This is a genomic window from Neorhizobium sp. T7_12, assembly GCF_002968535.1.
Lineage (GTDB): Bacteria > Pseudomonadota > Alphaproteobacteria > Rhizobiales > Rhizobiaceae > Neorhizobium > Neorhizobium tomejilense.
Genome location: NZ_PVBK01000013.1, coordinates 66,068 through 92,430 on the forward strand (window position 1 = coordinate 66,068; position 26,363 = coordinate 92,430).

Sequence of the window (26,363 nt, forward strand, 5' to 3'; positions counted from 1 at the left end):
GATGCCAATTGACTATCGGATCCCGCCAAGAGCCGCCGGCTAAAGCGCCAGCCCCTCGGTGACAAGCGGAGCCAGCGCCTCCGTGGCCGCCGGAGAGATTTGCACGATCGCCCGTGCATCGAGATCGAACACGATAGCGACCGATTGCATCGTGCCGAATACCCGGCCGCTGAAGGGATCGACCATCCAGAAGATCAGCGACATGACGCGCTGGTCGGTCTTCTGCAACCCGCCCCAGATCTCGAAACAGTCGCCGAGACGCGGGGTTTCGCCATAGAGGATGCGGAATTCCAGTACCGCGCCGCCGACCTTGCCGGGCGGCGTTTCGGCATGTTTGCTGACGACTTCGCGGATCGGGCCGGTGAGCTGCTTCACCCCGCCGCCGACCGCGCCGATGAATTTCTGCGGGCCGAGGCGGTGGAAGGCGTCGCAGGCCTCCGGTTCGATCAGGCTCATGGCGGTGCGTTTCAAGCCGAGTGCGACCGCCCGCTCCCGCGAGGCGCTGATCGTCACCGGCTCATTGCCGGTGCCGCGGGCAAGCGCTTCCCTCGGGGCCTCGACCAGCGAGGCGGAAGCCTTTTCGCGGAAGGCCGTTGGCCAGGGGCGAGGCGTCTTGAGGTCGGCCGCATCCACATGGGTCAGCCGCACCCTGAAGCTCGCGGCAAGCTGGCCGGAATGGCTGTTGTAAAGCATCAGCACCGCAAACGCCGTCGTCTCGCCGATTTCGAGGAAACCGCCTGTCATGTGCAGCGACGTGCCGGCATGCGCTTCGCGATGGAAACGGATGTGATGCTCGTTATAGGCGAGCGTCATAGCCGACGCTGGCGAGAAGAGGCCGGGTAGGCCATTGAAGCCGAAGAGCACTGCGAGGCCTTCGTTGGCACGGGCGACGTAATACTGGGTGTTCCAGTGGGCGTTTTCGTCTACCTCCCATTGGCGCACGCTGCCGCGCCAAACCTCGATCATTGCGGTTTCGATCATGTCGCCCTGCTGTGCACTCACGCCGGCTCCTCCTCCAGAACGATGCGCCCCTTGACTGCACCTTTGGACAACCGGCTCATCGCGTCGTTGATCGATGATTTCGGCAGAGCCTCATAAGGGATGGCATCGAGTTTTCCGCTTTTGGCGAGATCCACCAGGTCGCGCAATTCCTGCAGCGAGCCGGTGATACTGCCGATCAGGCTCAGGCCCCCTTGCGCCATGCGCATGGTCGGGATGGTGAGCTGGCCGCCGAACATGCCGACCATGATGATGCGGCCGCCGCGCGCCAGGGCCGGGAAGCAAAAGGCAGCCGTCTGGCTGTTGTTGACGAAATCGATGATGGTGCGCACCGGCCGGCCGACCGTATCGACGATCCTCGCCGTCACGTCGTCGCCGGTCGAAAGCACGGTTTTGTGGGCGCCGGCATCGGTTGCGATCTTCAGCTTCTCTTCGGAAACATCGACCACGACGATGTTTTCGTGCCCGAGCGCTTTCAGGATGACGATGCCGCTGAGGCCGAGACCACCCGCGCCGACCACGACGACCGCCTCGTCGGGACGCACCGGCATCGCCTTGCGGATGGCGGAATAGGCGGTGAGGCCGGAACAGGCATAGGTGGCGGCAAGTGCGGGGTCGAGATCACCGGTATCGATCAGGTAACGGCTATGCGGCACCACCACATGACTGCCGAAACCGCCGGGCCGGCGCATGCCGAGCGGCCGGCCCTGCATGCAGAGGTTCTCCTGGCCGGCCTGGCAGGTTTCGCATTCGCCGCAACCGAGCCACGGATAAACAAGCCTTATATCGCCGACCTTCACATCTGTTGCATCGGGACCAGCGGCGGTGACGGTGCCGAGGATTTCGTGACCGAGGGTGAGCGGGTATTTCATGCCGATGCTGTCGATCGACACTTGTCTGTCACCCATGTCGAAAATGCCCTTCCACAGGGTCAGGTCCGAATGGCAAAGCCCGCAATGAGATACCGAAACGACGACCTCCGAGCCCACCGGCTGCGGGTTCGCCTCCTCGACCTCCCGGAGCACTTCCGACGCTTCGAATACCTGCCATGACCGCATGATCTAGCTCCTCCCAGATATATGGAACGTATCAGGCTGCCTGTTATGTGGCAATTGGGAAATAGGTGGGTGGATGACGGAGGGGGCGGGAGACTGCTACTCCACCTTCTCCTGCCCCTCGATCGCCGTCTCAGCGCCCGCAATCGCCTTGTCGAGCAGTTCCAGAAACGCTTGCCGTTCCTCGACGGATAAAAACCGCAGCAGGTCGGCCTCGTGCTGCGGCAGCGAGGTTTCCACCAGTGTGGCGGCTTCGAGCCCTACTTGAGTGAGCCGCAGTTCATAGACACGGCCGTCATCGGCGGCGCGGTCGCGTTCGACGAGTTTGTGTTTGATGAGGGGACTAAGCGTCTGGACCAGCGTCGGCGGTTCGATGCGCAACCGTCTCGCGAGCGCGATCTGGCTGATGCCGGGATAACGGCGGATCAGGAGCAGCACGCCGCCCTGGACCGGGGTGACCGCAAGCGAACGGGCGCGGAACCAGTTCTGCCAATGGCTGCCGAACAGCGATTGCAGGCGGCGGATGCGGATGCCGACGACACCGTCGAGAAGGACGGCATGACCGTCCCTCTCTGCCGGTGCATTCGGTTCCAAACTCATGTCTTGTCCCAGTTGCCGTAGACCTTCACGTCCATCGAGCCGATGCCCTCGAACGTGCCGTGCAGCACGTCGCCGGCAGCGATCGGGGCGACGCCTTCCGGCGTGCCGGTCATAATGATGTCGCCCGGATAAAGCGTGTAGGCCTTGCTGGCGAATTCGATCAGCTTCTGGACGTTGAAGATCAGCATGCTGGTGTTCGATTTCTGCCGGCTCTCGCCCCCGATCGTCAGTTCGAAATCGAGATTGTTCGGGTTCGGGATCTCGTCTGCGGTGACCACATACGGTCCGAGCACGCTGAACGTGTCGAGCGACTTGCGGTAGCTGCGCTCTTCGGGGCCGCGAATGGTGATGTCGTAACAGATCGCGTAGCCGGCGACATAATCCAGCGCGTCGGCTTCCGACACGCGAAATCCTTTTTTGCCGATGATGACGGCGAGCTCGATCTCGTGGTCGGTGCGCCGGTCCGCCCAGTCGACCACGATGCCTTCCGACGGGCCGACCAGCGAGCTCACCGCCTTCAGGAACACGCCGGCCTCGGCGATCGGCTTGATCTTCATGCCGTGATGCAGCTGGTCGCTGTCCAGCACTTCGTCGAGATGGAGCCGGTAGTTGACCGGGGCGCCGACGATCTTGCCGGGATTGGCGATCGGGCTGAGAAGCGCGACCTCGGACAGCGGCTTCGAAGGCGCGGTCTTCGCCATCTCCTCCATGACGGGGCGCAGCTCGGCGAAATGAGCCATGAACTGGTCGCCGTGGGGGAAGGGGTAACGGTAGTTCGGCAGGCGATCGAGGACGCTGGTGACGTCCTTCACCTGATCGCCGACGACCACGCCGAGACGATTATCGTCGTAGCGACAAAAACGCATGATTTCTCTCCCTGATTTCGTTCGCTCAGACGCGGGTGCGGTCTTCGCGGAAATAGCCGAGCTTCTCCTGGGCCACGCGGTCGGAGAAGCAGAATACGACGACGTCCTCGCTGGCCTTGAACGAGCGCCATGACCAGCCGGGCACGACGATCACGTCCTTGGGGCCGAAATCGAAGGTTTTGGCCCCAATCGTGATCGAGCCGGTACCTTCAGCGATGCACATGACGATATGGTCCGTGGAGCGGATCTTTGCGGTCTCCATGCCCTTCGGGACATGGCTGAGCCATGCGGACATGGTCGGCATCGTCCAGCCGCCGTCGATCGGGTTGGCATAGCGCAGCGTCGTGCCGATATGGACGTCGATTTCTTCGCCACGCGAGGCGCGGTAAAGTGCTTCGCGGCTGCGCTCATAGGGATAGTTGAAGATCGGCGTCGTCTGGCCATAGGGGCTCGTGCCGCCGATCGGCAGCATGCCGGAGCCGAAACGCGCGAGGGAATCGCCTTCCGGCCGCAGCAGTTCCTGTTCGGTGTCGTCGGAATCCTCGCGGAACACCGCTTCGAAGAAGGCAATCATCGGCACGTCGAGACCGTCGAGCCATGCGGCCGGGTCCGAACCGTCATTGCCGTGGTCGTGCCAGGCCCAGACGGGCGTGATGACGAAATCGCCGAATGCCATGCGGGTGCGCTCGCCGCCGACGGTCGTATAGGCGCCCGAACCTTCCAGCATGAAGCGCAGCGCCGACGGCGTATGGCGGTGAGCCGGCGCCACTTCGCCCGGCATGATGATCTGGATGCCGGCATAAAGCGTCGAGGTGGCGCGCGACTGGGCCGGGAAGGCGGGGTTTTCGAGGATCAGCACCCGGCGCTCCGCTTCTTCGGCGGTCAGCAGGCTGCCGGATTCGAGGATCAGCGGGCGGATGTCGTCGTAACGCCAGCGATGCGCCTGCGCCTTGGAAGCCGGCTCCGGCGGCAGCATGCCCTTCATCACTTCCCAAAGGGGCGCCATGTTGTGCGGCTTCAGCCGTGCGTAAAATTCTTCCCGTTTCGCGACGGTGGCGGCATCGATCTCGTGCATGAAATCCTCCTCCTCGGCTCCTCCAGCCGAAGATCGTAAGGTACACTAATTAATTTGGCGAGGTCAATTGTATTTGGAGGAAGATGCCGCCGGCTGTACCTGATCTCCCCCTGGTGGGGTTGATTAGCCTAGCGCGCCGCCGTGCTCTTCGCCCGCGTCGGTTTCGGCGGCGCGGGCGGCTTGACGTTGTCCTCGCCCTTTGCCCCGCGGCCGGGCGCGCCGAGCCGTTCGGAAAGCCGGTGGGCGGCGGCCATCAGGGCGTCGATCGTCGGTTTCTTGCGGGGGCCGGCAAGCTGTTTGTCGGAGCCGAGCACGGTCATGGTCGCGACGATCCGGCCGCTATAGTCGAAGACCGGCGCGGCGATCGCGGCGAAGCTCGAATTGATGCTGTTGACCGTCATCGCATAACCCTGGTGGCGCACGGTCTCGATGATCTTCTGGATTTCCTTGGTCGTGGTGACGCGCGGCGAGAGCGAGGCGGTGTCATCCGGCGCACCACGTTTGGCTGCAGCGATCTCGTCCTGCCGCACCGCCATGGTCTCGCTTTCGTTGAGATAGGTGAGGAAGACCTGGCCGGTTGCCGAAGTGAGGAGCGGCAGCACGTAGCCGAGGCGCACGGCAAGCGATCCCTGCCGCTCGCCGTCGACCTTGGAAACGATACCCGGTCCACGATCTCCCCAGAGCGAAAGATAGGTGGCGAAACCGGCGGTGCGCTGCAGCGCCGCCAGTTCCTCACGGGCGAATTCCACCACGTCGAGCTGGCGGATGGCCGACAGGCCGAGCTGGATTGCGAAGCGGCCGAGCCCGTAATGCCCGGTGACCGGATCCTGGAAGGCGACGCCTTCCTTGACGAAGCTGACGAGATAGAGATGAGCCTTGCTGGGCGGCATGCCGGCGGCGGCGGCGATATCGCGCAGCGGCAGCGGTCCGTTCGCCGCCTCCATGGCGCGGATGACCTGGAACCCGACCTCGATCGATTGAATGCGGCGCTGGGTCCATTCCTCCGGCGCCTTGGTCTTATCTGACGGCATCCTAAATCCCCTGTGTTCCCAGTTGATTATATTTATATCTGCAGCAGGTCGAGCCCGCTTTAAGCGTAGTTTTCCACAGCGCGGAAGGCTGCGACCAGATCATCGGCATCGAGCATCCGCTCCTGGTTGACCAGGAACGGGCTTTTTGCGCAGGCCGCGGCAAGATTTTCGATCGCCGCATTACCGACATCCGGCAGGCCAAGCGCCGAAAGCCGGCGCGGCATGCCGATCTCGTCGTAGAAGCCGAACAGCGCCGTCAGCTCTTCTTCGGCGCGGCCCTCTGCAACGGCCTGCACCAGCGTGCCATAGGCGGCATGTTCGCCATGCAGCGAGTGTTTTCGCACAGGCTCGATCGCCCCGAGCTCGGTCGCCACCGCATGGGCGATGGAAAGACCGGTATTTTCGAAGGCGACGGCGCTGAGCCAGAGGATCGCCTCGATGACGGCTTCGAGATCCGGCGTCACCTCGCCTGTTCCGGCCACCCGCATGGCACCCGGACCGTGTTCGAGCAGCATCCGGTAACAGATATCGCCGAGCATCACGCCCGTTTTCAAGGGCCGCGTGCCCTGCTTGGAAAGGCCGGTGCCCTTCCAGGCGCCTTCTGTCTCGAATTTTGCCGTCAGCGCATCGCCGATGCCGCCGCGCAGCAACCGGGCAGGGGCCTTGGCGATGATCGCGGTGTCGACAATCACGAAGGCCGGGTTCTGGTCCATCTGCTCGACGGCGATCATCCTGTGATGGTCGTCATAGATGACGATGCCGCGGGTCGAGGGCGCATCGGTGGAAGCGACCGTCGGCACGCTGACGAAGGGCAGGCCGGTGCGGCGCGAGACACCCTTGGCGACATCGAGCGTGCGGCCGCCACCGATGCCGACCACCACTTCGCCGCCCTTTGCCCGCACCAGTTCGGCCAGGCGGTCCATTTCCCGATATGTAACATCCGCATCGAAGGGGATGATGGTGGGTGAAATGTCCTGCCGGTTCAGGGTCTCGGTGAGATCCGCCTCGATATGCGGAAGCACCACGGCGTCGCAGATCGCCACGACCGAACGGCCGAGCGTCGCCGCCTTTTCACCGAGCAGGTTCAAGGACCCCGAACCCTGGATATAAAAAGCCGGCGCCCGGAATATACGTGTCATGCCTCCCCCGGAATGCTGTAACGCCGAATGCTATACAACATTATCAAAGGAAATGGGAGCTTCGCATTACTCCGGCGGCCCGCGACTCAAACGAGATCGGCGAGGTAGGTGTTTTCCGCCCGCGACTGCGCATAGGCCGCCGGATCGACCTCGGCGATGATCAGGGCCTCGCCCCTGGCGGGTGCCTCGGCGATCAGCTTGCCATCCGGTGCCGCAATCCGCGAAAGGCCGGCATAGGAAAACAGATCGTCGGAGCCGCAGTGGTTGATATAGGCGACGAAAACCTGGTTCTCGAAGGCGCGGACCTGGATCATGTGTCCGGCGATGAATTCCCCGGACCAGCCGGTCGGCAGCGCCGTCGGCACGACGACGAGATCAGCGCCGCCCTTCGCCAGTTGCCGGACGTTTTCCGGGAACTCGACATCGTAGCAGATCAGGAAACCGAGCCTGACACCTTCGAGCGTCACCAGAACCTGGCGGCGGTCCTCCTGTCGGAACCATTTGCGTTCATAGGGGCCATAGAGGTTGCATTTGCGGTAAACGGCCGTCTGGCCCATGCCGTCGGTGAAGAAGGCGCTGTTGAAGGTGTTTTCGAAGGTCTTTTCGGCAAAGCCCGCGACGATCGCCAGACCATGTTTCGCGGCGATCTGCGACAGCCGGCCGGTCACCGGACCATGCGCGGGCGTGGCGAGATCGGGAAATTTCTCCGCCGCGCCATAACCGGTCAGGGCCAGTTCCGGAGTGATCAGCAGTGCGACGCCCTGGGCGGCGGCCTCTTCGGCAGCGGTCTCGATCTTGGTGAGGTTTGCCTCGATATCACCGACGACGGGCTGCATCTGGAAACCGGCGATCTTCATGGGCTTGTTCCTTTAGCGTTCGTGCGACATGGCGCCGAGCAGTTTGGGCAGGTCGCCGAAGCGGGCGACCAGACCGAAGACGACTGCCGCGATGACCAGGAACAGCACCGTCACGGCAGCCATGGTCGGCGTATAGCCGTAGCGCAGCGCGTTGAAGATCTTGATCGGCAGGGTTTCCATGGTGAAACCGACGGTCATGTAGGCAACGATATATTCGTTGAGCGACAGAACGAAGGCGAAGGCGTAGCCGGAGACGAGATAGGGCAGGATCAGCGGCAGCACGACGGTGCGGAAAATCTTGCGGTCGTCGGCGCCCATGGTGGCGGCCGCTTCCACCAGCGAACGGTCGATGGCCGAAAAGCCGAGCGACAGGGTGACCAGCGGCAGGGTGACGAAGAAGATGCCGTGGCTGATCACCGCCGTCCAGGACTGGCCGTAGAAACCGGTGGTCGCCCAGAAGGTGAGCAGCCCAAGTGCGGTGATGACCGGCGGCAGGGTGAAGGGCGCCACGCCCAGGAGCTGGAAGATGTTGGCCCAGGGGGCAATCCGCCGCCACAGGAACCAGGCAAGCGGCAGGGCGATCAGCAGGGCCAGAAGCGCGGACGAGGCGGCCAAGGTCAGCGAGGCGACCAGCGCATTGCGCCATTCGGGATTGGTGAAGATCTGGCCGTACCAGGAGAGCGAAAAACCCTGCGGCGGAAAGGCGAGCGTCTGGCGGGCATTGATCGAGACGCCGGCGACGACGATCAGCGGCAGCGCCAGGAACAGGCCGACGATGAAGAAGAACAGGCGGCGGAGAGCTGTCATTTCGCTTGCCTCTGCTGTCCAGCATAAAGCGCCAGGCCAACCAGCCCCAGCGACACGAGCACGAGGAAAACGGCCATGGCGGCGGCAAACGGCATGTTCGACTGGTAGATCGCCTGGTCGGTGATCAGCACCGACAGCGTCCAGTGCTGCGGCCTTCCGAGAAGCTGCGGCAGCAGATAGGAGCCGAGCGCGAAGATGAAGACCATGATCAGCGTCGCCAGAATGGTGTTGCGCAGCGCCGGCACCACGACGGTGAAGAAGGCCTTGACCGGCGAGGCGCCGAGCGTGCGCGCCGCTTCGGTGAGCGTCGGGTCGAGGCGCACCAGCGCCGGATAGAGGACCAGGACGGTATAGGGGAAGGCCTGGTAGGTCATGGCAGTCATGACCGCGCCGAAACTCGGGGTCAGTGCCTGGGCCTGGGCCATCAGCCCCAGCCAGACGAGCAGGTTGGTGATGCCGGCGGTGCGCGAAAACAGCGTCGACCAGGCAAAGCCGATCATCACTTCCGAAAGCGACAGGATGGAGAGCAGCGCCACCAGCCAGACGATCTGGATTCGTCGAGGCGAGCGGGAGAGGAGATAGGTGAAGGGAATGCCGATCACCACGCAGGCCGCCGCGACGGCGATCGCCAGGAACAGCGAAAAGCCGAGGACCTTGCCGAAGAACAGGCTGAGAAAGCGGGCGTAGTTGTCGAATACGAAGGCGGGCGTATAGAAACCGCCCTGTTCACGCTGAAAGACGGACACCGCGATCATCGTGGCGAACGGCACCACGAAGAACACGATCAGCATGCCCGCCGGGAAAAAGAGCGGCCCGTAATCGGCAAGACGCTGCGGCGGTTCGCGTCTCATCGGGCGAGCACCACGCTGGTGGCCGGATCGAGCCTTATGCCGACGCTCTGGCCGACCGAGACGTCCGGCCGGTTGCGCGGCGAAGACACCGCGATCACCTGGGTGCCGCTCGCCTCCACGAAGGTTTCGATGGCGCCGCCGAGATCGCGGATGAAGGTGACGGTGCCGGCAATCGCGCCATGGCCGGCCGCGGTGAGCTGCACGTCCTCCGGCCGCACCGACAGCAAGCCTTTTGCCGCACCAGTGGGGAGCGAAATGCCCTCGATCATCTCGCCGAGTACGCTGGCGCGGCCGGCGCTGTCGGCTACGACGGGCAGGAGGTTGGTCTGGCCGATGAAGTCGGCAACGAAACTGTCGGCCGGGCGGCGGTAGATATCGACCGGTGCGGCCGCCTGGCGGATCTCGCCGCTGTTCATGACGACGACCGTATCGGCCATGGTCATCGCCTCGCGCTGGTCATGGGTGACGACGATGGTGGTGATGCCGAGACGCTGCTGCAGCTGGCGCAGTTCCACCTGCATCGCCTCGCGCAGCTTCGCATCGAGCGCCGACAGCGGCTCGTCCAGCAGGAAAAGCTTTGGCGAGATGGCGAGCGCCCTGGCGATCGCCACGCGCTGCCTTTGGCCGCCGGAGAGTTTTGCCACCGAACGATCGGCAAAGCCCGGCAGATGGATCATCGCCAGCAGTTCGTCGACGCGTTTCTTCTGCACGTCCTTGGGCGTACCGCGGATGCGCAGCGAATAGGCGATGTTCTCGCCGACCGTCAGGTGCGGAAACAGCGCCAGCGACTGGAAGACCATGCCGAGGTCGCGCTTGTGGGTGGGTACCGCGGTGATATCGGCGCCGCCGAGCTCGATCGAACCTTTAGTCGGCAGATCGAGGCCGGCGATCATCCGCATCAGCGTGGTCTTGCCGCAGCCGGATGGTCCGAGCAGGCAGACGAACGTGCCGTCCGGAACCGAGAGGCTCACGTCGTTGACGGCCGTGAAGTTGCCGAACTGCTTCGTCACATGGTTGAGGTTCAATCCGGACATTCGGTCTCCGCGGTTTAAGACTCTCCCAATTGACGAAGAGTAAGGACCCCCTCATCCGCCTGCCGACACCTTCTCCCCAAGGGGAGAAGAGATATGCCGTGCCGTCGCTCTTCCTTCCTCTCCCCATGGGGGTCCGAAGGACGGGACGAGACAAGTGGCTCATCCCGGTCGGTGGCCGAGCGAAGCGGAGGCCGGGTGAGGGGGCTTCCGGCTCCGACCTTATACGGATTTAAATCACCCTGCGATCATCTCCGTCCACTTCTGGTTCAGGAAGTCGGACTTGGTCTGGTAGAGATCGTAGCGCGGGATGATCGGCTCGATATCGGAGGAGACCGAGGCGAATTCGGCGGCGGTGAGGTCGAGCAGGTCGCGCTTGACGGTCGGCGAGGTGCCGACTTTCCGCGACAGCGTCGCTTGGATGGCCGGCTGACACATGTAATTGATGAACGTATGCGCTTCCTCGGTCTTCTTCGAGGCACGCGACAGCGCCCAGCAGCCGCTGTCCTGGATGCCGCCTTCCTTCGGGAAGGTCGAGCGGACGGGGCTTCCTTGAGAGGCGGCAAGGCCGGTGACGTCGTGGTAATACTGGCCCATCGGAATTTCGCCCGACTTCAGCGCCTGTTCGAACTGCGCCTCGTCGCGATACCAGAGGCGGACATTCGGCTTCACTTCCGCGAGCTTTTCGAGCGCCTTGAGGATGCCCTCCTCGGTATCCAGCGCCTTGGTGCCGCCCATGAAGGTCTTTGCCGTCACTTCGAGCAGGAAGGAGTTGGAGACGAGTGCCAATAGGCCGAGCTTGTCGGCATTCGCCTTGTCCCACAGGGCTGCCCAGGAGGTCGGGGCTTCCTTGTAGGCCTGCGTATTGGTCACCAGCGTGATGTACCAGGAAACGGCGCCGATGCCGGCGATCTTGCCGTCCGGATATTTGTTGACGAAGTTGTCGATGAGGTTCTTGGAATTCGGCAGTTTAGCGGCGTCGAGCGGCGCCCAGAGCTTGGTCGTCTGGCCCTTCAGCATGGCGACCTGCGACATCATCGAGACGTCGGCCGGGGCGGCACCCGCCTTGGCGGCCTGTTCGAGCTGAACCAGCCAGGCTTCGCCGGTCGGCTCGGCGACGGATTCGATGGCGATGCCGGTCGCCTTGGTGAAGTCCGGAAAGATGTTCTTGTCGAACGAATCCTTGAAGAAGCCGCCATAGACGCCGACCTTCAGCGACTTGTCCTGGGCGCGCAGCACCGAGGGCATGGCCAGCATGGAGGCGCCGGCGAGGCCGGCACCGAGCACGCTACGACGGCCCAGTTTGGCATTCAGAATGTCACGCATGATGTTCTCCTTTGTTTTTTAGGCCTGCCGGTGCTTCGCCGGCCGGCGAGTTCCCTTGTTGAATGCAGTTTATGTCAGGCGCGGTCCTTCACGGAAGGGCTGAAGACCATCAGGCTCAGGATTTCGAACAATATCTGGGCGCCCGCATGGGCGGTGTTGTTGGTCGCGTCATATTGCGGCGCCACCTCGACCACGTCGCCGCCGACGATGTTGATGCCCTTGAGCCCGCGGACCAGTTCCAGCACTTCGCGGGTGGTGAGCCCGCCGATCTCGGGCGTGCCGGTGCCAGGTGCAAAACTCGGGTCGAGGCTGTCGATATCGAAGGAAACATAGGTCGGGCCGTCGCCGACGATCTTTTTCGCCTTCTCGATGATCGCCGGAAGCCCCATGCCGGTCACTTCCTCGGCGTGGATGACGGTCATGCCGGACTCGTAGGAGAACTCCCAGAGATATTCGGCAGCGCCGCGGATGCCGATCTGAATCGTCCGGGTCGGGTCGAGCACGCCGTCGAGCACCGCGTTGCGGAAGGGACCGCCGTGGTGGAACTTGGTCTCGTCGAAAAAGCCGCTCGTATCGCAATGGGCGTCGATATGGATCATGCCGACCGGCGCCTTTTTGCCGACCGCCTTCAGGATCGGATGGGTGATCGAATGGTCGCCGCCGACCGAGAGCGGCAGCACGCCCGCATCAACGATCTGGCCGACGCGCTTTTCGATGTCGTCATGGCTCATTTCCAGCCGATAGCGGCTGCGGAAGGCCACGTCACCGATATCCGCGACATTCAGTTCGTAGATCGGCGCGCATTCCATCACGTGGTTATAGGGGCCGACACGCTCGATCGTGCGCAGCGCCCTCGGTCCGAAGCGCGAGCCCGGCCGGTTGGTGACACCGAGATCCATCGGCATGCCGACCATCGCCACCTGCAGGTCGCCGAAATCCGGGTTCTCCGCATCGAGCGGCCTGTAGGGCGCATCGAGAAGCGTGGGAATGCCCGCATAGGGCGCGACGCGGGTGCCGGCCTTGTCGAAGATTTTCTCGCCGACCTTTTTGAATTTCGGGTCAAAAATCTCGCCGCCCCGGCTGTCGAGGTATTTTGCGCGCAATTCGTCGAGCTTCTTCGCGTCGAATGTCATGATCGCCTCGCCTGTCTGCCAGCCGCTTGTGTGCAGCCTAATTTTTGTTCCACTGGGCTTGGCGCCCTTGTTTTCATCATTATCCGTCAGGTGCGGGTGGAAAAGCAATTGAGATTGTTCTAGCAGTGGCTGTGAGAAAAACTAACACTTAAGATCAATTCGAGGATCAGTCCGGGACCAAGATGAGCAACCGCCTGCCGCCCCTCAATCCGCTGCGCGCCTTCGAGGCCACGGCCCGCCGCGGCTCGGTTTCTGCAGCGGCCCGGGAGCTCAACGTCACCCACGGCGCGGTCAGCCACCAGATCAAGGCGCTGGAAAGCTCGCTGCAGGTCTCGCTGTTCGAACGCGGCGCCAAGCGGCTGAAGCTCACCTCGGAGGGCGCGCTGTTATTGCCGGCGGTCAGCCAGGCCTTCGGCGAGATCGCCGCCGCGACGGCGCTGATGAAGCGGCCGGCGACATCAGGCGAATTGTCGATCACCTGCGTGCCGGCGCTGCTGTCCTTCTGGATCGTCCCGCGCCTCAATTCCTTCACCGAACAGTTTCCCGGGGTCAGGCTGAAGCTTGCCGCCTCCAACGATCCGGCCGTGCTGCATTCCTCGGATGTCGACGTCGCCGTCCTTTATGGTGACGGAAACTGGCCGGATGCCTGGACGCGGCTCTGGAGCAACCTGCAACTCTTTCCGGTCGCCAGCCCGACCCTGCTCAACAGCCGGCCGCTGCGTTCGATGCGCGATCTCGAAGACCATGTCCTGTTGCATGGCGACGCGGACGGGCGTGAGTGGAACACCTGGCTTTCCGCCGCCGACGCCGTCGATCTGCCGCGCCGGCAGCAGTATTTCATGGGCGACGCGCGGTTTTCGACGGAAGCCGCGCTGCACGGCCAGGGGATCGCGCTCGGCGACACGATCACCGCCAGCAAGCTGATTGCCCGCGGCGAACTGGTCGTGCCTTTCGACCTGAGCGTTCCGGCCAACGATGCGTTCTACGTCGCCTGCCGGCCGGCCATGCGTTCGGCGCCGATCGTGCGGGTTTTCATCGACTGGCTGTTTTCCTCGCTGGAGGCAGATCAGCTCGCCGAACCGCATACCTCGGCCCGCATCCTGTTGCGCGGCCGCCGCGCCTGATATCTATCCTGTATCCATTGTCCGGGCGATCAGGAGAGCGGAGGTTTACCTCGCCGGCGAACCCGGCTAAGCGGGGTTCAAAAACTTGCCACTGTTGCTCATCTATTGATTTCATAGAGTGTCCAATGCTTCATCGCTTCTTTGCCTATTACCGGCCATACCGCGGTCTTTTCATCCTGGATTTCGGCTGCGCGATCATTTCGGGCGTGCTGGAACTCGGCTTTCCGATGGCGGTGAAGCTGTTCGTCGACCGGCTTCTCCTCAGCCACGAATGGCTGCTGATCCTGGTCGCATCGGCGGCGCTGCTGGTGATCTATGCAATCAATACCGGCCTGATGGCGATCGTTACCTATTGGGGCCATATGCTCGGCATCAATATCGAGACGGACATGCGCCGGGCCGCCTTCAACCATCTCCAGAAGCTCTCGTTCAGCTATTTCGACAATCAGAAGACCGGCCATATCGTCGGGCGCCTCACCAAGGACCTGGAGGAGATCGGCGAGGTCGCCCATCACGGACCGGAAGACCTGTTCATCGCGATCATGACGTTTGCCGGGGCTCTCGCGCTGATGTTCTCGGTCAACCCGCAACTGGCGATGATCACCGCCGTCGTGGTGCCGCTGACCGCCTGGGTGACGAGCCATTTCGGCGGGCGAATGACCGATAATTTCCGCCGTCTCTTCGGTCGCGTTGGTGATTTCAATGCCCGCATCGAGGAAAATGTCGGCGGCATCCGTGTGGTCCAGGCTTTCGCCAACGAGCAACACGAGCGCGCTCTTTTCGAAAAGGACAACCAGAACTACCGGCGCGTCAAGCTCGATGCCTACAAGCTCATGGCTGCGAGCAGCTCGCTCAGCTACATGAGCATGCGGCTGACCCAGATGGTGGTGATGATTGCCGGTGCCTATTTCGTGCTGTCGGGCGAGCTGACCGCCGGCGGTTTCATCGGTTTCCTGCTGCTGGTCGGGGTATTCTTCCGCCCGGTCGAGAAGATCAATTCGGTGATCGAGACCTATCCGAAGGGCATTGCCGGCTTCCGCCGCTTCACCGAACTGATCGATACCGAGCCGGATGTCGCCGATGCTCCCAATGCGGTCGACGTCGACCACCTCAAGGGCGAAATCGCCTATCAGAACGTCTCCTTCGGTTACAGCCCGGACAAACCGGTGCTCGAGAACGTCAACCTCTCGATCCGCGCCGGCGAAACAATCGCCTTCGTCGGCCCCTCGGGCGCCGGCAAGACGACGATCTGCTCGCTGCTACCGCGCTTCTACGAGATCGGGGCCGGAAACATCACCATCGACGGCATCGACATCCGCGCCATGACCAAGGTGTCGCTGCGCCAGCAGATCGGCATCGTCCAGCAGGACGTCTTCCTGTTCGGCGGGACGATCCGCGAGAACATCGCCTATGGCCGCCTCGGCGCCAGCGAGGTGGATATTGTCGAGGCGGCGCGCCAGGCACGGCTGGAAGAAATGCTCGCGGGCCTGCCGCAGGGGCTCGACACGGTGATCGGCGAGCGCGGCGTGAAACTCTCCGGCGGCCAGAAACAGCGCGTCGCGATCGCCCGCATGTTCCTGAAAAACCCGCCGATCTTGATCCTCGACGAGGCAACCTCGGCGCTCGACACCGAGACGGAACGCGCCATCCAGCGTTCGCTTGCCGAGCTCTCACAAGGCCGCACGACGCTGATCATCGCCCACCGCCTCGCCACCATCCAAGGGGCCGACCGCATCGTCGTCATCGACGGCAACGGCATTCTCGAACAGGGCACCCACCAGGACCTGATCGCCAAACGCGGTGCCTATACCAGGCTTCACGCGGCGCAGGTTGGGACGATGTAGGCGGAGGACGCAGGGCCGGTGTCGATCCATTGCAAGAATATCTATTTTATCTATAATAGATAGAAGGGAGTCTTGAAATGAAAATTACGTCCACCGAATTTCAGCAAAATGTCGGTCGCTATCAGGATGCGGCCCAGCGCTCGCCCGTCGCTATAACCAAGAACGGCCGGACCCATACGGTCCTGGTATCAGCCGAATTCTTCGATCTGGCGATCAAGGGCCGCATCGCTCGCAACGTGGAAGATCTGGACGAAGACACGCTGAAGGCCATCGCAAACAGCAGCGTGTCCGCCGATCATGCTGACCTTGATGATCTGCTGAAAGACTGGAAAGCGTAAGCCTTCCTGTCCCGCGACCAGGCCTCGTCATTTGTTACTCTTATCTTTGGGCAGTTGAAAGTCGACGCGGAATTGAGGAGGGCGCCAAGAACCGGCCCTGCGCCATAGTCGCGGCACGACAAGTCATCGAAGGCCGGCAGGTGGTGACGGTAGTACCGGTCACCCACGCTCCTCCGCACGATCCGGCCGATGCAGTCGAAATCCCGGCGGCACTCAAAGCGCACCTGGGGTTGGACGATATCCCATCTTGGATCGTGGTGACGGAAGCGAACGATTTTATCTGGCCAGGTCCGGATTTGAGGCCGGTGCCGGGTTCCAAACCCGCTCGCTACGAATTCGGAATTTTGCCGCCGCGGTTCTTTGCCCATCTCCGCGACAAGATTCTGGAAGCTCACCGGCGCCGTCGTTTCGGCCAGGTTGAGCGCACTGAGTAGTGCTATCATGAACTGACTGATTCACCGCCGCCGGATCGCATGGAAACTTCGCTTTATCTCCCCGTCAAAACCTTTCTCGAAAGCTTCGGATACGAGGTGAAGGGGGAGGTGGGCGGCTGCGATCTGGTGGGGTTGAGCGAGACGGATCCGCCGGTCGTGGTGATCTGCGAGTTGAAGCTCACCTTCAATCTCGAACTGATCCTGCAGGCGGTCGACCGGGCCGGGGTTTCGGACGAGGTGTGGATTGCTGCGCGGGTTTCCGCCAAGGGCAGGGGTCGGGAGGCGGACAAGCGCTATCGCGATCTCTGCCGCCGGCTCGGGATCGGCATGCTCGGCGTCTCGGATCAGGGTGAGGTCAGCGTGCTGGTCAGTTCGGTCTCGCCGATGCCGCGCACCAACCCGAAACGGCGCACGCGGCTGGTCAAGGAACATCGCAAGCGCAAAGGCGATCCGGCCGTCGGCGGCAGCACCAAGGTCCCGGTCATGACCGCCTATCGCCAGCAGGCGCTCGCTTGTGCTTCGGCGCTTAGCGGCGGCCCGCTTCGACCGCGCGACATGAAGCAGACGGCGCCTACCGCCGGCACGATCCTGCGCGCCAATTATTACGGCTGGTTCGAGCGCATCGATAAGGGCGTCTATGGGCTCACCGAGGTCGGGCGGCAGGCTCTACAGCGCTGGCCGCAGCCGGCGCCGGGCGAGATCGAGCTTTGATTGCACCAACAGAAAAGCCGCCCGCTTCGAAAGCGGGCGGCTTTGTTGATCTCTCGAGCGCGAGGCTTACGGCTGCGTGCCGGTGCCGCCAGTCGCGCCGCCAGCCGGCGGAGTTGCCGGAGTGGCATTGTTAGCCGGCGGAGCTGCCGGGGTCATCGGAGCCGGTGCAGGGGACGACGTGGTGTTGTCGGTTACCGGCGGGTTGGTCGAAGATGTAGTCTGCGGATCGGTCGAGGAACCGCCCATCTGCGACCATACGAAAGCGCCGACCAGAATGACGGCGATCACGGCTACCCACGGTACCCACGAAGAGGTGCTGCTCCGGACTTCAGTGGCCCGGAGGTCCGGATCACGGGTCTCGAACTTTCTGTCATTGGGATCAAAAGTCATGCTTGCTTCCTCCTTCTGCAGCCGGATAATGCCTCGGTACGCGTTTGGTTCCCGAATTCGTGAACGCCGCAAGCAGGTCGTGCCGAATTAACGGGCAAATCTCTTGGCGCCTGCCACGCAGGCAACCACCGCAAGCGTCGCGGCGAACATGCCGAGGCTGACTTTTTCGCCGAGAAGTGCGGCTGCCAGAACCAGTCCGAAAAAGGGCTGAAGAAGCTGCAGTTGGCTTACCCCGGCAATGCCGCCGAGGGCCAGGCCGCGATACCAGAAGATGAATCCGATCAGCATGCTGAACAGCGAGACATAGCCAAGACCAAACCAGGACGTGCTGTCGAGATCGGGCAGGGAGACCGGCATCACGGCGATCGACACGGTTAGCATCACAGGCAGGGAAAGTGCCAGCGCCCAGGAGATGACCTGCCATCCGCCGAGTTTGCGCGACAGGCTGGCGCCTTCCGCATAACCGAGCCCGCAGGCGATGATCGCCCCCAGCATCAGGAGATCGCCGATCGAGGAGACGGCCTCTTCCTGAAACAGCGCGAAGCCGGCGACGATGGCGCTGCCGAGGCAGGAGAACAGCCAGAAGACGGCCTTCGGGCGTTCGCCGCCCCTCAGCACCCCGAAGATCGCCGTCGACAGCGGCAGCAGGCCGACGAACACGATGGAGTGAGCCGAGGTGATATGTTTCAGCGCCAGCGCCGTCAGCAGCGGAAAACCGATGACGACGCCGAGCGAAACGATGGCGAGCGGCAGGAGATCGGAGCGTGCCGGGCGTCTTTCGCGAAAGGCCAGCAGCAGGCATATGGCGAGCAGCCCGGCGATCGTGGCCCGTGCCACGGTCAGGAACAGCGGATCGAAATCCGCAACGGCAATGCGGGTGGCGGGAAGCGACCCGCTGAAGATCAAAACGCCAACGAAACCGCTGATCCAGCCGCTTGTCGTGTTGTTCATCGAAAGTCTCCTGCTTTCCAATTGCCCTTGAACGCCTCCCTTGGACGTTTATCGCAGGCATTCCTTGGGTATTTTCCCGCTATCGGTCGGAAGCCATGGCGACGCCAGAGACAATGCGATACAATTTCCAGAAACTGTTATGGTTTGTGGAGCAGTACGGTGGATGCAAGGGCGGAACAGAAGGGCGGCGGCCAGCGTATCGGGGCCGTCATGGCGGAAATCCGCAGCCGCATCGCCGGCCGCGGACTGGTGCCCGGCGCACGGCTTCCTTCGGTGCGTGCGTTCGCCAAGGCGATGCATGTCTCCGCCTCGACCGTCGTGGAGGCCTATGAGCGGCTGGCCGCCGAAGGGTTGATCCGCTCCCGACCGGGGTCGGGTTTCTACGTCTCGAGTCCGCTGGCACCGCTGTCGCTCTCCGAGATCGGCCCGAAGCTCGACCGGGCAATCGATCCGTTCTGGGTATCGCGCCAGGCGCTGGAGGACGGCGACCTGTTGAAGCCCGGCTGCGGCTGGCTGCCGTCCTCCTGGATGCCGGAGGCGGCGATCCGAAGGGCTTTGCGCAGCCTGTCGCGCAGCGAGGACCGGGTCCTGTCGGACTACGGTACGCCGCTCGGCTCGCCGCAGCTGCGGCAACTTCTCTCCCGCCGGATGAGCGAGCGCGGCATACCGGCGGCTCCGGACCAGATCATCCTCACCGAATCCGGCACCCACGCGATCGACCTTCTCTGCCGTTTTCTGATCGAGCCTGGCGATGCGGTCCTGGTCGACGATCCCTGTTACTTCAATTTCCACGCCCTGCTGCGTGCGCATCGCGCAAAGGTCGTCGGCGTGCCGATGACACCGGCCGGGCCGGATATCGAGGCATTCGGAAAGGCGATCGAGGAGCACAAGCCGCGGCTCTACATCACCAATTCGGCGATCCACAATCCGACCGGCGCGACGCTTTCGCCGGTTGTAGCGCATCGGCTCCTGAAACTCGCCGACCGGGCCGGACTGACGGTCATAGAGGACGATATCTTCGCCGATCTGGAGCATGAGCCGGCGCCGCGTCTGGCCGCCTTCGACGGGCTCGACCGGGTGGTGCATATCGGCAGCTTTTCGAAGACGCTGTCGGCTTCGGTACGCTGCGGCTTCATCGCCGCCAAGCGGGAATGGATCGAGGGTCTGGTCGACCTGAAGATCGCCACGAGTTTCGCGGCGGGCCGGCTGTCCTCCGAGCTCGTATTGCTGCTGTTGACCGATGGCAGCTACCGGAAACATCTGGAAGAACTGCGCGTCAGGCTGTCCCGGGCAATGGAGGCGACGACGGGGCGTCTTGCAACGCTTGGCATCACGCCCTGGCTGCAGCCGCGCGCCGGCCTGTTTCTCTGGTGCAGGCTTCCGAACGGGATAGAGGCGGCGGACGTGGCGCGCGCCTGCCTTGCCGACAATATCGTGCTGGCCCCAGGCAACGCATTCAGCCTCTCCCAGAACGCCGGCAGCTTCCTGCGCTTCAACGTGGCGCAGTCGGAGGATGCGAGGATATTCCGCAGTCTCGGACGGGCGCTCGACGCCCTGGGTCAATGATGGGGTGAGAGCTGCCGGCCGGGGCTTCGGTCGTCAGGTATTCTTGTCCGAGCGCGCAAAATCCGGGATTTGGAAACGCCGCCGGTAGGCGCCGGGTGCCAGGCCCGTGACACGCTTGAACAGACGGCGGAAGAAGGCGGGCTCTTCATAACCGACCTGCCAGCTGATCTCGTCGACCGAAGCTTCCGTTCCCTCCAGCCGGCGCTTGGCCTCCTCGATCCTCAGGCGCTGCACGTAGGCGATCGGGCTGACACCGGCTGCAGCCGTGAACCGGCGCTTGAAGGTGCGTCCGGTAAGACCGGCCCGCAGGATCATCTCCTCGAGCGGGTTTGCGACGGAAAAGTGGGTTGCGACCCAATCCTGCGCCGCCTGGATCGCCGTGTCGCCATGGTCCTTGCGGCCTTCGAAGACGATATAGGGGGCGAGCCCGTCCTGATGCCATTGCAGCGCGAAGAAGCGCGCGATCGATCGGGCGGCCGCGGCGCCCATATGGCGTGCGATGAGGTAGAGAACGAGATCGTGCCAGGTCATCGAGGCGCCCGAGCTGATCAGCTCCTCGCGCCGTCCGGAAACCACCAGCACCCGTTCGGGATGGATCGGCACCTGCGGAAAGGCGGCCGCGAAGGCACCGGCATAACCGAAATGCACGGTCGCATCGGCGCCGTCGAAGAGGCCGGTCTCGGCCAGCAGGAAAATGCCCGAACAGGCCGAACATATCAGCGCGCCGCCCGCATGCATCCGGTTTACCCAGTCGACCAGCTCCGGATAGCGACCTTTCCGCCAGCCGTCTGGCCTCAGCAGGATCGACGGAACGATGACGATATCGGTCGCCTCGAGCGTGGCGATGCTGCGCTGGACGGTGATCGGCACAAGGCTCGCGAGCGTCAGCGGCCCGGTCTCTATTCCAACAATCTGGACTTCGAACGGGCGGGTTATCGCAACGTCCGGCGGCGGCAGGACGGAAAAGGCGTTCATCACGTCGAAGACGCCGCTCAGCGTCGAGACCACGGCGTCGGGAATGGCCACCAGGCTCACATGCAGCGGCTTCAAACTTGTCCCGGTCGCCTCACGCGGCATAACGATCCCTCCAATGATCAAATGCGTACACCGAGCCTGAGAATGGCGCAAACGGCCCGATTGTGGATTTTCCCGCTCTGCCCGAACCGGTTCGGACCTGCGATCCTTTGCCATCGTCAACTTCCGATGAAGGAACAGGAGATAGCAATATGGACTACGTCAAGACAAACGAGATCGATCCGGCCAAGCTGGACGCGATCGTTTCCCGCGCCATCGGCGATCTGTCGGCGGGGTACGGAGGGGTCATGGTCAGTATCGGCCACCGTCTCGGCCTCTATAAGGCGATGGCCGGGGCCGGACCGCTCAGTGCCCACGAGCTGGCAAGCCGCACCGGCTGCGCCGAGCGTTACATCCGCGAGTGGCTGAATTCGCAGGTTGCCGGGGGTTATGTTCTGTTTCATGCCGTCAGCGACAGCTTCGAACTTACCCCGGAACAGGCGCTGGTGCTTGCCAACGAGGATAGCCCGGTCTTCCTCGCCGCCGCCTGGGGCGTGCCGGCTTCCATGTGGTCGGACGAGGAAAAGGCGCTGGAGGCCTTTCGCAAGGGTTCCGGCATTCCCTGGGGCGACCATGACGGCCGGCTTTATTGCGGCGTCGCCTCGCTCTATCGCAATGCCTACAAGGCAAGCCTGGTCCCGGAATGGCTGCCGGCCCTCGATGGCGTGGTCGACAAGCTGAAGGCCGGCGCCTCGGTGGCGGATGTCGGCTGCGGCCATGGTCACTCCACGGTGCTGATGGCGCAGGCTTTCCCGGCTTCGCGTTTCCGTGGCTTCGATACGCATCGGGTATCCCTCGACGAAGGCCGCAGGATCGCCGCAGACGCGGGCGTCAGCGGACGGGTCGCGTTCGAGACGGCGCGCGCCGAAAACTACCCCGGCAAGGGTTATGACCTGATCTGCTTCTTCGACTGCCTGCACGACATGGGCGACCCGTTGGCGGCAGCCCGGCATGCGGCGAGAACGCTTGCGCCGGATGGTACGGTGATGCTCGTCGAGCCCTTCGCCAACGACCGCGTCGACGACAACATCTCGCCCGTCGCCCGCATGTATTACGCCGCATCGACGACGATCTGCTGCGCCCATGCGATTTCCGACGGCGGCCACATGGTGCTCGGCGCGCAAGCCGGCGAAGCAAGGCTGCGGGAGATTTTCTACAAGGCCGGTTTCACCCGCTTCCGGCGGGCGATGGCAACGCCGTTCAACCTCGTCCTCGAGGCACGGCTGTAATCCGGCCGCATTGATGTAACCTCCAGGGAGCGCGCGGGGCCGGTTTCACAGGCCCTGCGCGCTTGTTCTTTCGCCGGCCTCGTTGTCGGCGTCTAATTCTGTGCGATCGTCATGCGCGGCGAGGCCCAGTTGTGCCACTGCTCTTCCGAGCCGTGGAAGACATTGAGGTCGATCTTGCCGTCGACGCCGTGCGACAGGCCGGAGCCGGAATATTGCCAGAACAGCCACCTGCGGCCCGGATAGACCTTGGAAGGATGCTGGGCGACCGCGCGCAGCCAGAACGGATAGTTGAGAAGCTCCCCCGACAGGTTGTCCTCGTAGAAGTCCGGCGCCGTGTAGATGATCGGCCGCTGGCCGTAATAGCGCTCCAGCTTGTCCATGAAGACCTGCATCTTTTCGAGCACCCGGGCGCGGGAGAGTTTCGCCTTGCAACTCGACTCGCCGTTCCATTCGACGTCGATCACCGGCGGCAGCGCTTCCGGATCGCGGGGCACGTTGCGGATGAACCAGTCGGCCTGTTCGCCGGCGGTGCGGCACCAGTAGAAGAAATGGTAGGCACCGCGCCGGATGCCCGCCTCCTTGGCTCTTCGCCAATTGGTCCTGAACATCGGATCGAGATGGTCGCCGCCGTCGGTGGCCTTAATATAGGCGAAGTTGGCGCCCTGGGTGCGGAGCTTCGCCCAGTCGATGTCGCCCTGCCAGCGCGACACGTCGACGCCGTGCACTGGGTAGCTTCTCGGCGAAACCCTGCCGAAATTGATCGGCTTGGCATCGCGGAACTGGCGGCTGTAGATCTGCAGGCGCCCCCGGCGGGGTACGGTTTCCAGCGCCGGCTGGTCGGGCACCAGCATGGCGACCGGCCGCTCGGCGGGAAGCGGCATACCGACCGTCGTTTCCCGCACGAAGGCCTGCGGCGCCGGCATCGCGCCGTTCCAGGCGATCTCCTGCTGCTGCGGCAAGGTCTGCTGCTGGGGCGCTTGCGGCGCGCCGATCCGCGCGGTCTTGCCGACACCGACCGCCGGGACGGGGGCGGGCAGATCGACCGAGCCTGTTTTCTCTTGGGTTGCGACGCCGGCGACCAGCTCGTCCGGACCGGATGCCGAGGCGCAGCCCGCCAAGGCGAGGCAGGTGACGAGAAGTGCTGGCACAGCCGATAAACGCATTTTGAAACCCGTACGCAAGACAACAAAGACGGCCGCCCCCGCCGTCAATAAACCCCGACAGGAATTGCTAACGGAAAATTACCAAAAAATGCTGAATCCAATCTTTACGCGCGGAGATGTTTCGAAATCAGCCGCGCGGCGTGATCGACCGCGCCGGATTTCCCACCACCGTGGCGCCCGGCGGCACGTCCCGCGTGACGACGGAACCCGCCCCGACGATCGCTCCGTCGCCGATCGTGATACCGCCTAGAACGATCGCGCCGCCACCAATCCAGACGTCGGCGCCAATGCTGATTTGGCGGCCGATCTCGAGACCTTGGGCGCGCAGGACGGGGTCGCGGTGGTGATCGGCGCAATAGAGCTGGACGCCCGGCCCCAGCATCGAACGGGCACCGATCCTGACCGGTGCGGTGTCGAGGATCGTGCAGCCGGCATTCAGATAGACGCCTTGCCCAAGAAAGACGTTGAAGCCGTAGGCGCAGTGGAAGGGGGCTTCCAGAAACGCGTCGGGCGCTGCGCCGAACAGCATGCGCAGGGCAGGCGCCATCCCACCCCGCTCGGCGGGCGACATGGTGTTATGCGCATGCACGGCCATCCGCGCCTTGTCTCTCAGCGCGTCGAGTTCCGGATCGAGGCAGCAATACCACTCGCCGGCCGCCATTTTTTCGCGTTCGCTCGCCATCCCGTCTCCCCCGCTGCCTTCTCGTGTTTCAGCGTTCCGCCCCGGCCTTGATCCGAGCGGCCTCGCGCCGCGCGACGCTTTCCGCCGGCCAAATCGCCTTGGAACTGTAATAGTTCTCGAACACATTGGCACCTTCCGGCAGGCCCACCCAGCCGACTTTCGAGCGCGTAAAGATATGCACGTCCGGTGAGAATTCGACGCGCCTTTCGAGCGTCTGGACCCGGACGAACAGCATCCATCGGCGCCGGCCGTAATCGCTCCAGACCGCTGTCTGGCATTGCGGGCAGCGGTAGATATCGTGGGGCAGGCCGCTATCGGTCTTCATCGCCACTGCGACCGGCTGGCTCTGCGTGATCTCTATCTGGTCGGCTTCGATCAGCGCGTTGATCGCAAAGGCGCCGCCCGTCTGCTGCTGGCAGTCCGTGCAATGGCAGCAATGGATGAACATCGGTCGCCCATGCATGCGATAACGCACGTTGCCGCAGAAGCAGCCACCCTCGAATATCTCGCTCATCTTCCGTCCGGGCTCCCTCAGATTACGCATGTCGAATATGAAATATTCCCCGGCCCTCCCGCAATGCAAAATGAAGAAGACGAGACCGGCATGTTCTGCTTTAAAGTTTGCGAACACGACATGAGCAGGATCAAACGCATGACAAAAGAGCGCATTGGTATCGTCGGCCTCGGCCGGATGGGCAGCGCCATGGCGGAACGCCTTGCAATGCAGGGATTTGCAGTGGCGGGATGGACACGCAGCGGTCTTGCGCCCGACAAGGCGACGGCCCTTGGAATCTCCGCCTCAATCGACCTGGCAGCACTTCTCGATGCTTCGGATGTCGTCATCCTGGCACTGCTCGACGAAGCCGCTGTGCACGCGATGCTCGGTGAGCTGACCGCCGCCGATCTCACCGGCAAGCTGATCGTCGATACCAGCACGGTGAGCCCCGAGACGCTGCGCGCCCATCACGATGCGATGGGCAGGGCGGGTGCGGCGCTTCTCGACGCACCGATCTCCGGGGGGCCGGAAATGCTGCTGGCGGGCACGGTCGGCCTTTATATCGGCGGCGCGGACAAGGATTTTCAGCGTTTCCTGCCGGTCGCCGAAGTTCTTTCCAACCGCATTCACCACGTCGGCAAGCTGGGCGATGGTGCATCCGCCAAGCTCGTCAATAACATGATGCTGATGGGGCTGTGGCAGATCATGAGGGAAGCCGTCGAGCTTGGTGGCAAGGCGGGGCTCGGGCGCGACAAGATGATCGAGATCCTGTCCGGCAGCCCGGCGGCGAGCCCGGCCATGCGGTCCCGGCTTCCGGTCATACTCGGCGAGACCGAGGCAGTCGGCTTTCCGGTCTCCGGCGTGCTGAAGGACATGCGGGTGGTTCTCGATCTTGCCCGCGACCTTGGCGTCGCAACGCCGGCCATCGAGGCGGCGCGCGCCAGCTTCGAGAATGCAGCGGCGCTTGGGTTTGCCGAGGCCGATCTCGGCACAATGGTGCGGCTGGCGCTCGAAGGAAAAGGCTGAGCCCCGGGAGAGGCTCAACCCTGATAGCGAAGTTAGAACGTCCGGCCGAGGCGGGCGTCGACCGATTGGCTATTGCCGCCGCGCAGGGCGAAGAACAGGAAGATCGCCGCCCAGAGAATGGATTTTTCCGCACCGGCGAGACCCTGGTTCTGTGCGATGCCGTGGAAATAGACGGTGACCAGAAGTACGATCATCGCCGCGAAGGAGGCCGGGCGGGTGAAGAGGCCGATGGTAACGAGGATGCCGCCGAAGAATTCCGTGGCGGAGAGCAGCGGCGACCAGAAGACGCCCGGATAGAAGCCGAGGCTTTCCACCATGCCGGCTGCGCCGAACGGATTGGTGATCTTGCCGAAACCGTGGGTGACCAGCAGCACGCCGGCCGTCACGCGCAGGATCGTCTCGACGATCTCATGGGCGGAGGTGTAAACGGGGGCGAGCGCCGGAATGATCAGGCGGGAGCGAGTGGTGGATTGAAGAGCCATGGGACCTCATTTTATGAAAACGACGCGACTATCGTTGCTGCAGCCCCAAATTGACGTTCGCGCTCCTTCTGTCGAGGTGCCTG

The 26,363-nt window shown here is 63.3% G+C and carries 28 protein-coding genes; 8 read left to right on the top strand and 20 right to left on the bottom strand.

The window, feature by feature from the left end; genetic code table 11:
• Nucleotides 1-39 precede the first annotated feature (39 nt).
• From C5J26_RS23255 to speB, 13 genes are all read right to left on the bottom strand, one after another.
• Entirely contained in the window at nt 40-1,002 is a 963-nt protein-coding gene (locus C5J26_RS23255; RefSeq protein ID WP_105403943.1) for a thioesterase family protein, read from the bottom strand.
• Complete coding sequence (locus C5J26_RS23260) at nt 999-2,057, bottom strand: alcohol dehydrogenase (RefSeq protein ID WP_105403944.1); 1,059 nt, start codon at nt 2,055-2,057, stop codon at nt 999-1,001. Before C5J26_RS23260 ends, C5J26_RS23255 begins: the two co-directional genes overlap by 4 nt.
• A 96-nt stretch (nt 2,058-2,153) precedes the next feature.
• Nucleotides 2,154-2,654 carry a MarR family winged helix-turn-helix transcriptional regulator gene (locus C5J26_RS23265; protein ID WP_105403945.1) on the bottom strand — a complete coding sequence of 167 codons (501 nt, stop codon included), beginning with the start codon at nt 2,652-2,654 and terminating at the stop codon, nt 2,154-2,156.
• Nucleotides 2,651-3,520: a fumarylacetoacetate hydrolase family protein gene (locus C5J26_RS23270; protein WP_105403946.1), complete on the bottom strand. Its 870-nt coding sequence runs from the start codon at nt 3,518-3,520 to the stop codon at nt 2,651-2,653. Before C5J26_RS23270 ends, C5J26_RS23265 begins: the two co-directional genes overlap by 4 nt.
• Nucleotides 3,521-3,545: 25 nt before the next feature.
• Nucleotides 3,546-4,595, bottom strand: coding sequence for a gentisate 1,2-dioxygenase (gtdA, locus tag C5J26_RS23275; RefSeq protein WP_105403947.1), 1,050 nt, complete (start codon nt 4,593-4,595; stop codon nt 3,546-3,548).
• A 128-nt stretch (nt 4,596-4,723) separates the two neighbouring features.
• Nucleotides 4,724-5,626, bottom strand: a complete 903-nt coding sequence (locus C5J26_RS23280; protein ID WP_105403948.1) for an IclR family transcriptional regulator — start codon at nt 5,624-5,626, stop codon at nt 4,724-4,726.
• Nucleotides 5,627-5,685: 59 nt separating this feature from the next.
• On the bottom strand, nt 5,686-6,765 hold the full coding sequence (locus C5J26_RS23285) for an iron-containing alcohol dehydrogenase (RefSeq protein WP_105403949.1): 1,080 nt from the start codon (nt 6,763-6,765) through the stop codon (nt 5,686-5,688).
• 86 nt (nt 6,766-6,851) lie between these two features.
• Nucleotides 6,852-7,622 (bottom strand): carbon-nitrogen hydrolase family protein, encoded by a 771-nt coding sequence (locus tag C5J26_RS23290; protein WP_105403950.1) that lies wholly within the window; start codon nt 7,620-7,622, stop codon nt 6,852-6,854.
• A 12-nt stretch (nt 7,623-7,634) separates the two neighbouring features.
• Nucleotides 7,635-8,429, bottom strand: coding sequence for an ABC transporter permease (locus tag C5J26_RS23295; RefSeq protein ID WP_105403951.1), 795 nt, complete (start codon nt 8,427-8,429; stop codon nt 7,635-7,637).
• Nucleotides 8,426-9,280, bottom strand: a complete 855-nt coding sequence (locus C5J26_RS23300) for an ABC transporter permease (RefSeq protein ID WP_105403952.1) — start codon at nt 9,278-9,280, stop codon at nt 8,426-8,428. Before C5J26_RS23300 ends, C5J26_RS23295 begins: the two co-directional genes overlap by 4 nt.
• A complete protein-coding gene (locus tag C5J26_RS23305) occupies nt 9,277-10,314 on the bottom strand; it encodes an ABC transporter ATP-binding protein (RefSeq protein WP_105403953.1) in 1,038 nt (345 codons plus the stop codon). The genes C5J26_RS23300 and C5J26_RS23305 overlap by 4 nt, the downstream gene beginning before the upstream one ends.
• Nucleotides 10,315-10,548: 234 nt before the next feature.
• Nucleotides 10,549-11,637, bottom strand: coding sequence for a PotD/PotF family extracellular solute-binding protein (locus C5J26_RS23310; protein ID WP_105403954.1), 1,089 nt, complete (start codon nt 11,635-11,637; stop codon nt 10,549-10,551).
• A 74-nt stretch (nt 11,638-11,711) separates the two neighbouring features.
• The gene (gene speB, locus C5J26_RS23315) at nt 11,712-12,770 is read right to left on the bottom strand and encodes an agmatinase (RefSeq protein ID WP_105403955.1); all 1,059 of its coding nucleotides are present in this window, start codon (nt 12,768-12,770) and stop codon (nt 11,712-11,714) included.
• Nucleotides 12,771-12,952: 182 nt separating this feature from the next.
• On the opposite strand from speB, the gene C5J26_RS23320 reads away from it, so the two are divergent.
• From C5J26_RS23320 to C5J26_RS23340, 5 genes are all read left to right on the top strand, one after another.
• The gene (locus C5J26_RS23320; RefSeq protein WP_105403956.1) at nt 12,953-13,894 is read left to right on the top strand and encodes a LysR substrate-binding domain-containing protein; all 942 of its coding nucleotides are present in this window, start codon (nt 12,953-12,955) and stop codon (nt 13,892-13,894) included.
• A gap of 125 nt (nt 13,895-14,019) precedes the next feature.
• Entirely contained in the window at nt 14,020-15,738 is a 1,719-nt protein-coding gene (locus C5J26_RS23325; RefSeq protein ID WP_105403957.1) for an ABC transporter ATP-binding protein, read from the top strand.
• Nucleotides 15,739-15,815: 77 nt separating this feature from the next.
• Nucleotides 15,816-16,076, top strand: a complete 261-nt coding sequence (locus C5J26_RS23330) for a type II toxin-antitoxin system prevent-host-death family antitoxin (RefSeq protein WP_105403958.1) — start codon at nt 15,816-15,818, stop codon at nt 16,074-16,076.
• A 143-nt stretch (nt 16,077-16,219) separates the two neighbouring features.
• Nucleotides 16,220-16,510, top strand: a complete 291-nt coding sequence (locus C5J26_RS23335) for a hypothetical protein (RefSeq protein WP_371681945.1) — start codon at nt 16,220-16,222, stop codon at nt 16,508-16,510.
• A 39-nt stretch (nt 16,511-16,549) separates the two neighbouring features.
• A complete protein-coding gene (locus C5J26_RS23340) occupies nt 16,550-17,221 on the top strand; it encodes a DUF2161 domain-containing phosphodiesterase (RefSeq protein WP_105403960.1) in 672 nt (223 codons plus the stop codon).
• A 66-nt stretch (nt 17,222-17,287) separates the two neighbouring features.
• Here the strand turns inward: C5J26_RS23340 and C5J26_RS23345 are convergent, their stop codons facing one another.
• Together C5J26_RS23345 and C5J26_RS23350 are read right to left on the bottom strand one after the other, a co-directional pair.
• Nucleotides 17,288-17,611: a hypothetical protein gene (locus C5J26_RS23345; RefSeq protein WP_105403961.1), complete on the bottom strand. Its 324-nt coding sequence runs from the start codon at nt 17,609-17,611 to the stop codon at nt 17,288-17,290.
• A gap of 87 nt (nt 17,612-17,698) precedes the next feature.
• Nucleotides 17,699-18,562: a DMT family transporter gene (locus tag C5J26_RS23350; protein ID WP_105403962.1), complete on the bottom strand. Its 864-nt coding sequence runs from the start codon at nt 18,560-18,562 to the stop codon at nt 17,699-17,701.
• A 210-nt stretch (nt 18,563-18,772) separates the two neighbouring features.
• On the opposite strand from C5J26_RS23350, the gene C5J26_RS23355 reads away from it, so the two are divergent.
• Nucleotides 18,773-20,128 (top strand): PLP-dependent aminotransferase family protein, encoded by a 1,356-nt coding sequence (locus tag C5J26_RS23355; protein WP_105404035.1) that lies wholly within the window; start codon nt 18,773-18,775, stop codon nt 20,126-20,128.
• Nucleotides 20,129-20,161: 33 nt separating this feature from the next.
• Here the strand turns inward: C5J26_RS23355 and C5J26_RS23360 are convergent, their stop codons facing one another.
• Entirely contained in the window at nt 20,162-21,205 is a 1,044-nt protein-coding gene (locus C5J26_RS23360; RefSeq protein ID WP_105403963.1) for a GlxA family transcriptional regulator, read from the bottom strand.
• Nucleotides 21,206-21,354: 149 nt separating this feature from the next.
• Here C5J26_RS23360 and C5J26_RS23365 point away from each other — a divergent pair, with 149 nt between their 5' ends.
• A complete protein-coding gene (locus C5J26_RS23365) occupies nt 21,355-22,431 on the top strand; it encodes a class I SAM-dependent methyltransferase (protein ID WP_105403964.1) in 1,077 nt (358 codons plus the stop codon).
• 92 nt (nt 22,432-22,523) lie between these two features.
• Here the strand turns inward: C5J26_RS23365 and C5J26_RS23370 are convergent, their stop codons facing one another.
• From C5J26_RS23370 to C5J26_RS23380, 3 genes are all read right to left on the bottom strand, one after another.
• Nucleotides 22,524-23,594 carry a GH25 family lysozyme gene (locus C5J26_RS23370; protein WP_105403965.1) on the bottom strand — a complete coding sequence of 357 codons (1,071 nt, stop codon included), beginning with the start codon at nt 23,592-23,594 and terminating at the stop codon, nt 22,524-22,526.
• Between the two features lie 127 nt (nt 23,595-23,721).
• Complete coding sequence (locus tag C5J26_RS23375) at nt 23,722-24,276, bottom strand: sugar O-acetyltransferase (protein ID WP_105403966.1); 555 nt, start codon at nt 24,274-24,276, stop codon at nt 23,722-23,724.
• Nucleotides 24,277-24,304: 28 nt separating this feature from the next.
• On the bottom strand, nt 24,305-24,790 hold the full coding sequence (locus C5J26_RS23380) for a GFA family protein (protein ID WP_105403967.1): 486 nt from the start codon (nt 24,788-24,790) through the stop codon (nt 24,305-24,307).
• 120 nt (nt 24,791-24,910) lie between these two features.
• Between C5J26_RS23380 and C5J26_RS23385 the strand changes: the two genes are divergently transcribed.
• Nucleotides 24,911-25,798: an NAD(P)-dependent oxidoreductase gene (locus C5J26_RS23385; protein WP_256386088.1), complete on the top strand. Its 888-nt coding sequence runs from the start codon at nt 24,911-24,913 to the stop codon at nt 25,796-25,798.
• Between the two features lie 32 nt (nt 25,799-25,830).
• On the opposite strand, the gene C5J26_RS23390 is transcribed toward C5J26_RS23385, so the two are convergent.
• Complete coding sequence (locus C5J26_RS23390; protein ID WP_105403968.1) at nt 25,831-26,280, bottom strand: DoxX family protein; 450 nt, start codon at nt 26,278-26,280, stop codon at nt 25,831-25,833.
• Between the last annotated feature and the right edge of the window lie 83 nt (nt 26,281-26,363).

What these genes read in the sequence shown, in the direction of transcription:
- C5J26_RS23260 (WP_105403944.1), bottom strand. Translation starts at nt 2,057, where the DNA reads ATGCGGTCATGGCAGGTATTCGAAGCGTCGGAAGTGCTCCGGGAGGTC.
- C5J26_RS23265 (WP_105403945.1), bottom strand. Translation starts at nt 2,654, where the DNA reads ATGAGTTTGGAACCGAATGCACCGGCAGAGAGGGACGGTCATGCCGTC.
- C5J26_RS23270 (WP_105403946.1), bottom strand. Translation starts at nt 3,520, where the DNA reads ATGCGTTTTTGTCGCTACGACGATAATCGTCTCGGCGTGGTCGTCGGC.
- gtdA (WP_105403947.1), bottom strand. Translation starts at nt 4,595, where the DNA reads ATGCACGAGATCGATGCCGCCACCGTCGCGAAACGGGAAGAATTTTAC.
- C5J26_RS23280 (WP_105403948.1), bottom strand. Translation starts at nt 5,626, where the DNA reads ATGCCGTCAGATAAGACCAAGGCGCCGGAGGAATGGACCCAGCGCCGC.
- C5J26_RS23285 (WP_105403949.1), bottom strand. Translation starts at nt 6,765, where the DNA reads ATGACACGTATATTCCGGGCGCCGGCTTTTTATATCCAGGGTTCGGGG.
- C5J26_RS23290 (WP_105403950.1), bottom strand. Translation starts at nt 7,622, where the DNA reads ATGAAGATCGCCGGTTTCCAGATGCAGCCCGTCGTCGGTGATATCGAG.
- C5J26_RS23295 (WP_105403951.1), bottom strand. Translation starts at nt 8,429, where the DNA reads ATGACAGCTCTCCGCCGCCTGTTCTTCTTCATCGTCGGCCTGTTCCTG.
- C5J26_RS23300 (WP_105403952.1), bottom strand. Translation starts at nt 9,280, where the DNA reads ATGAGACGCGAACCGCCGCAGCGTCTTGCCGATTACGGGCCGCTCTTT.
- C5J26_RS23305 (WP_105403953.1), bottom strand. Translation starts at nt 10,314, where the DNA reads ATGTCCGGATTGAACCTCAACCATGTGACGAAGCAGTTCGGCAACTTC.
- C5J26_RS23310 (WP_105403954.1), bottom strand. Translation starts at nt 11,637, where the DNA reads ATGCGTGACATTCTGAATGCCAAACTGGGCCGTCGTAGCGTGCTCGGT.
- speB (WP_105403955.1), bottom strand. Translation starts at nt 12,770, where the DNA reads ATGACATTCGACGCGAAGAAGCTCGACGAATTGCGCGCAAAATACCTC.
- C5J26_RS23320 (WP_105403956.1), top strand. Translation starts at nt 12,953, where the DNA reads ATGAGCAACCGCCTGCCGCCCCTCAATCCGCTGCGCGCCTTCGAGGCC.
- C5J26_RS23325 (WP_105403957.1), top strand. Translation starts at nt 14,020, where the DNA reads ATGCTTCATCGCTTCTTTGCCTATTACCGGCCATACCGCGGTCTTTTC.
- C5J26_RS23330 (WP_105403958.1), top strand. Translation starts at nt 15,816, where the DNA reads ATGAAAATTACGTCCACCGAATTTCAGCAAAATGTCGGTCGCTATCAG.
- C5J26_RS23340 (WP_105403960.1), top strand. Translation starts at nt 16,550, where the DNA reads ATGGAAACTTCGCTTTATCTCCCCGTCAAAACCTTTCTCGAAAGCTTC.
- C5J26_RS23345 (WP_105403961.1), bottom strand. Translation starts at nt 17,611, where the DNA reads ATGACTTTTGATCCCAATGACAGAAAGTTCGAGACCCGTGATCCGGAC.
- C5J26_RS23350 (WP_105403962.1), bottom strand. Translation starts at nt 18,562, where the DNA reads ATGAACAACACGACAAGCGGCTGGATCAGCGGTTTCGTTGGCGTTTTG.
- C5J26_RS23355 (WP_105404035.1), top strand. Translation starts at nt 18,773, where the DNA reads ATGGCGGAAATCCGCAGCCGCATCGCCGGCCGCGGACTGGTGCCCGGC.
- C5J26_RS23360 (WP_105403963.1), bottom strand. Translation starts at nt 21,205, where the DNA reads ATGCCGCGTGAGGCGACCGGGACAAGTTTGAAGCCGCTGCATGTGAGC.
- C5J26_RS23365 (WP_105403964.1), top strand. Translation starts at nt 21,355, where the DNA reads ATGGACTACGTCAAGACAAACGAGATCGATCCGGCCAAGCTGGACGCG.
- C5J26_RS23370 (WP_105403965.1), bottom strand. Translation starts at nt 23,594, where the DNA reads ATGCGTTTATCGGCTGTGCCAGCACTTCTCGTCACCTGCCTCGCCTTG.
- C5J26_RS23375 (WP_105403966.1), bottom strand. Translation starts at nt 24,276, where the DNA reads ATGGCGAGCGAACGCGAAAAAATGGCGGCCGGCGAGTGGTATTGCTGC.
- C5J26_RS23380 (WP_105403967.1), bottom strand. Translation starts at nt 24,790, where the DNA reads ATGAGCGAGATATTCGAGGGTGGCTGCTTCTGCGGCAACGTGCGTTAT.
- C5J26_RS23385 (WP_256386088.1), top strand. Translation starts at nt 24,911, where the DNA reads ATGAGCAGGATCAAACGCATGACAAAAGAGCGCATTGGTATCGTCGGC.
- C5J26_RS23390 (WP_105403968.1), bottom strand. Translation starts at nt 26,280, where the DNA reads ATGGCTCTTCAATCCACCACTCGCTCCCGCCTGATCATTCCGGCGCTC.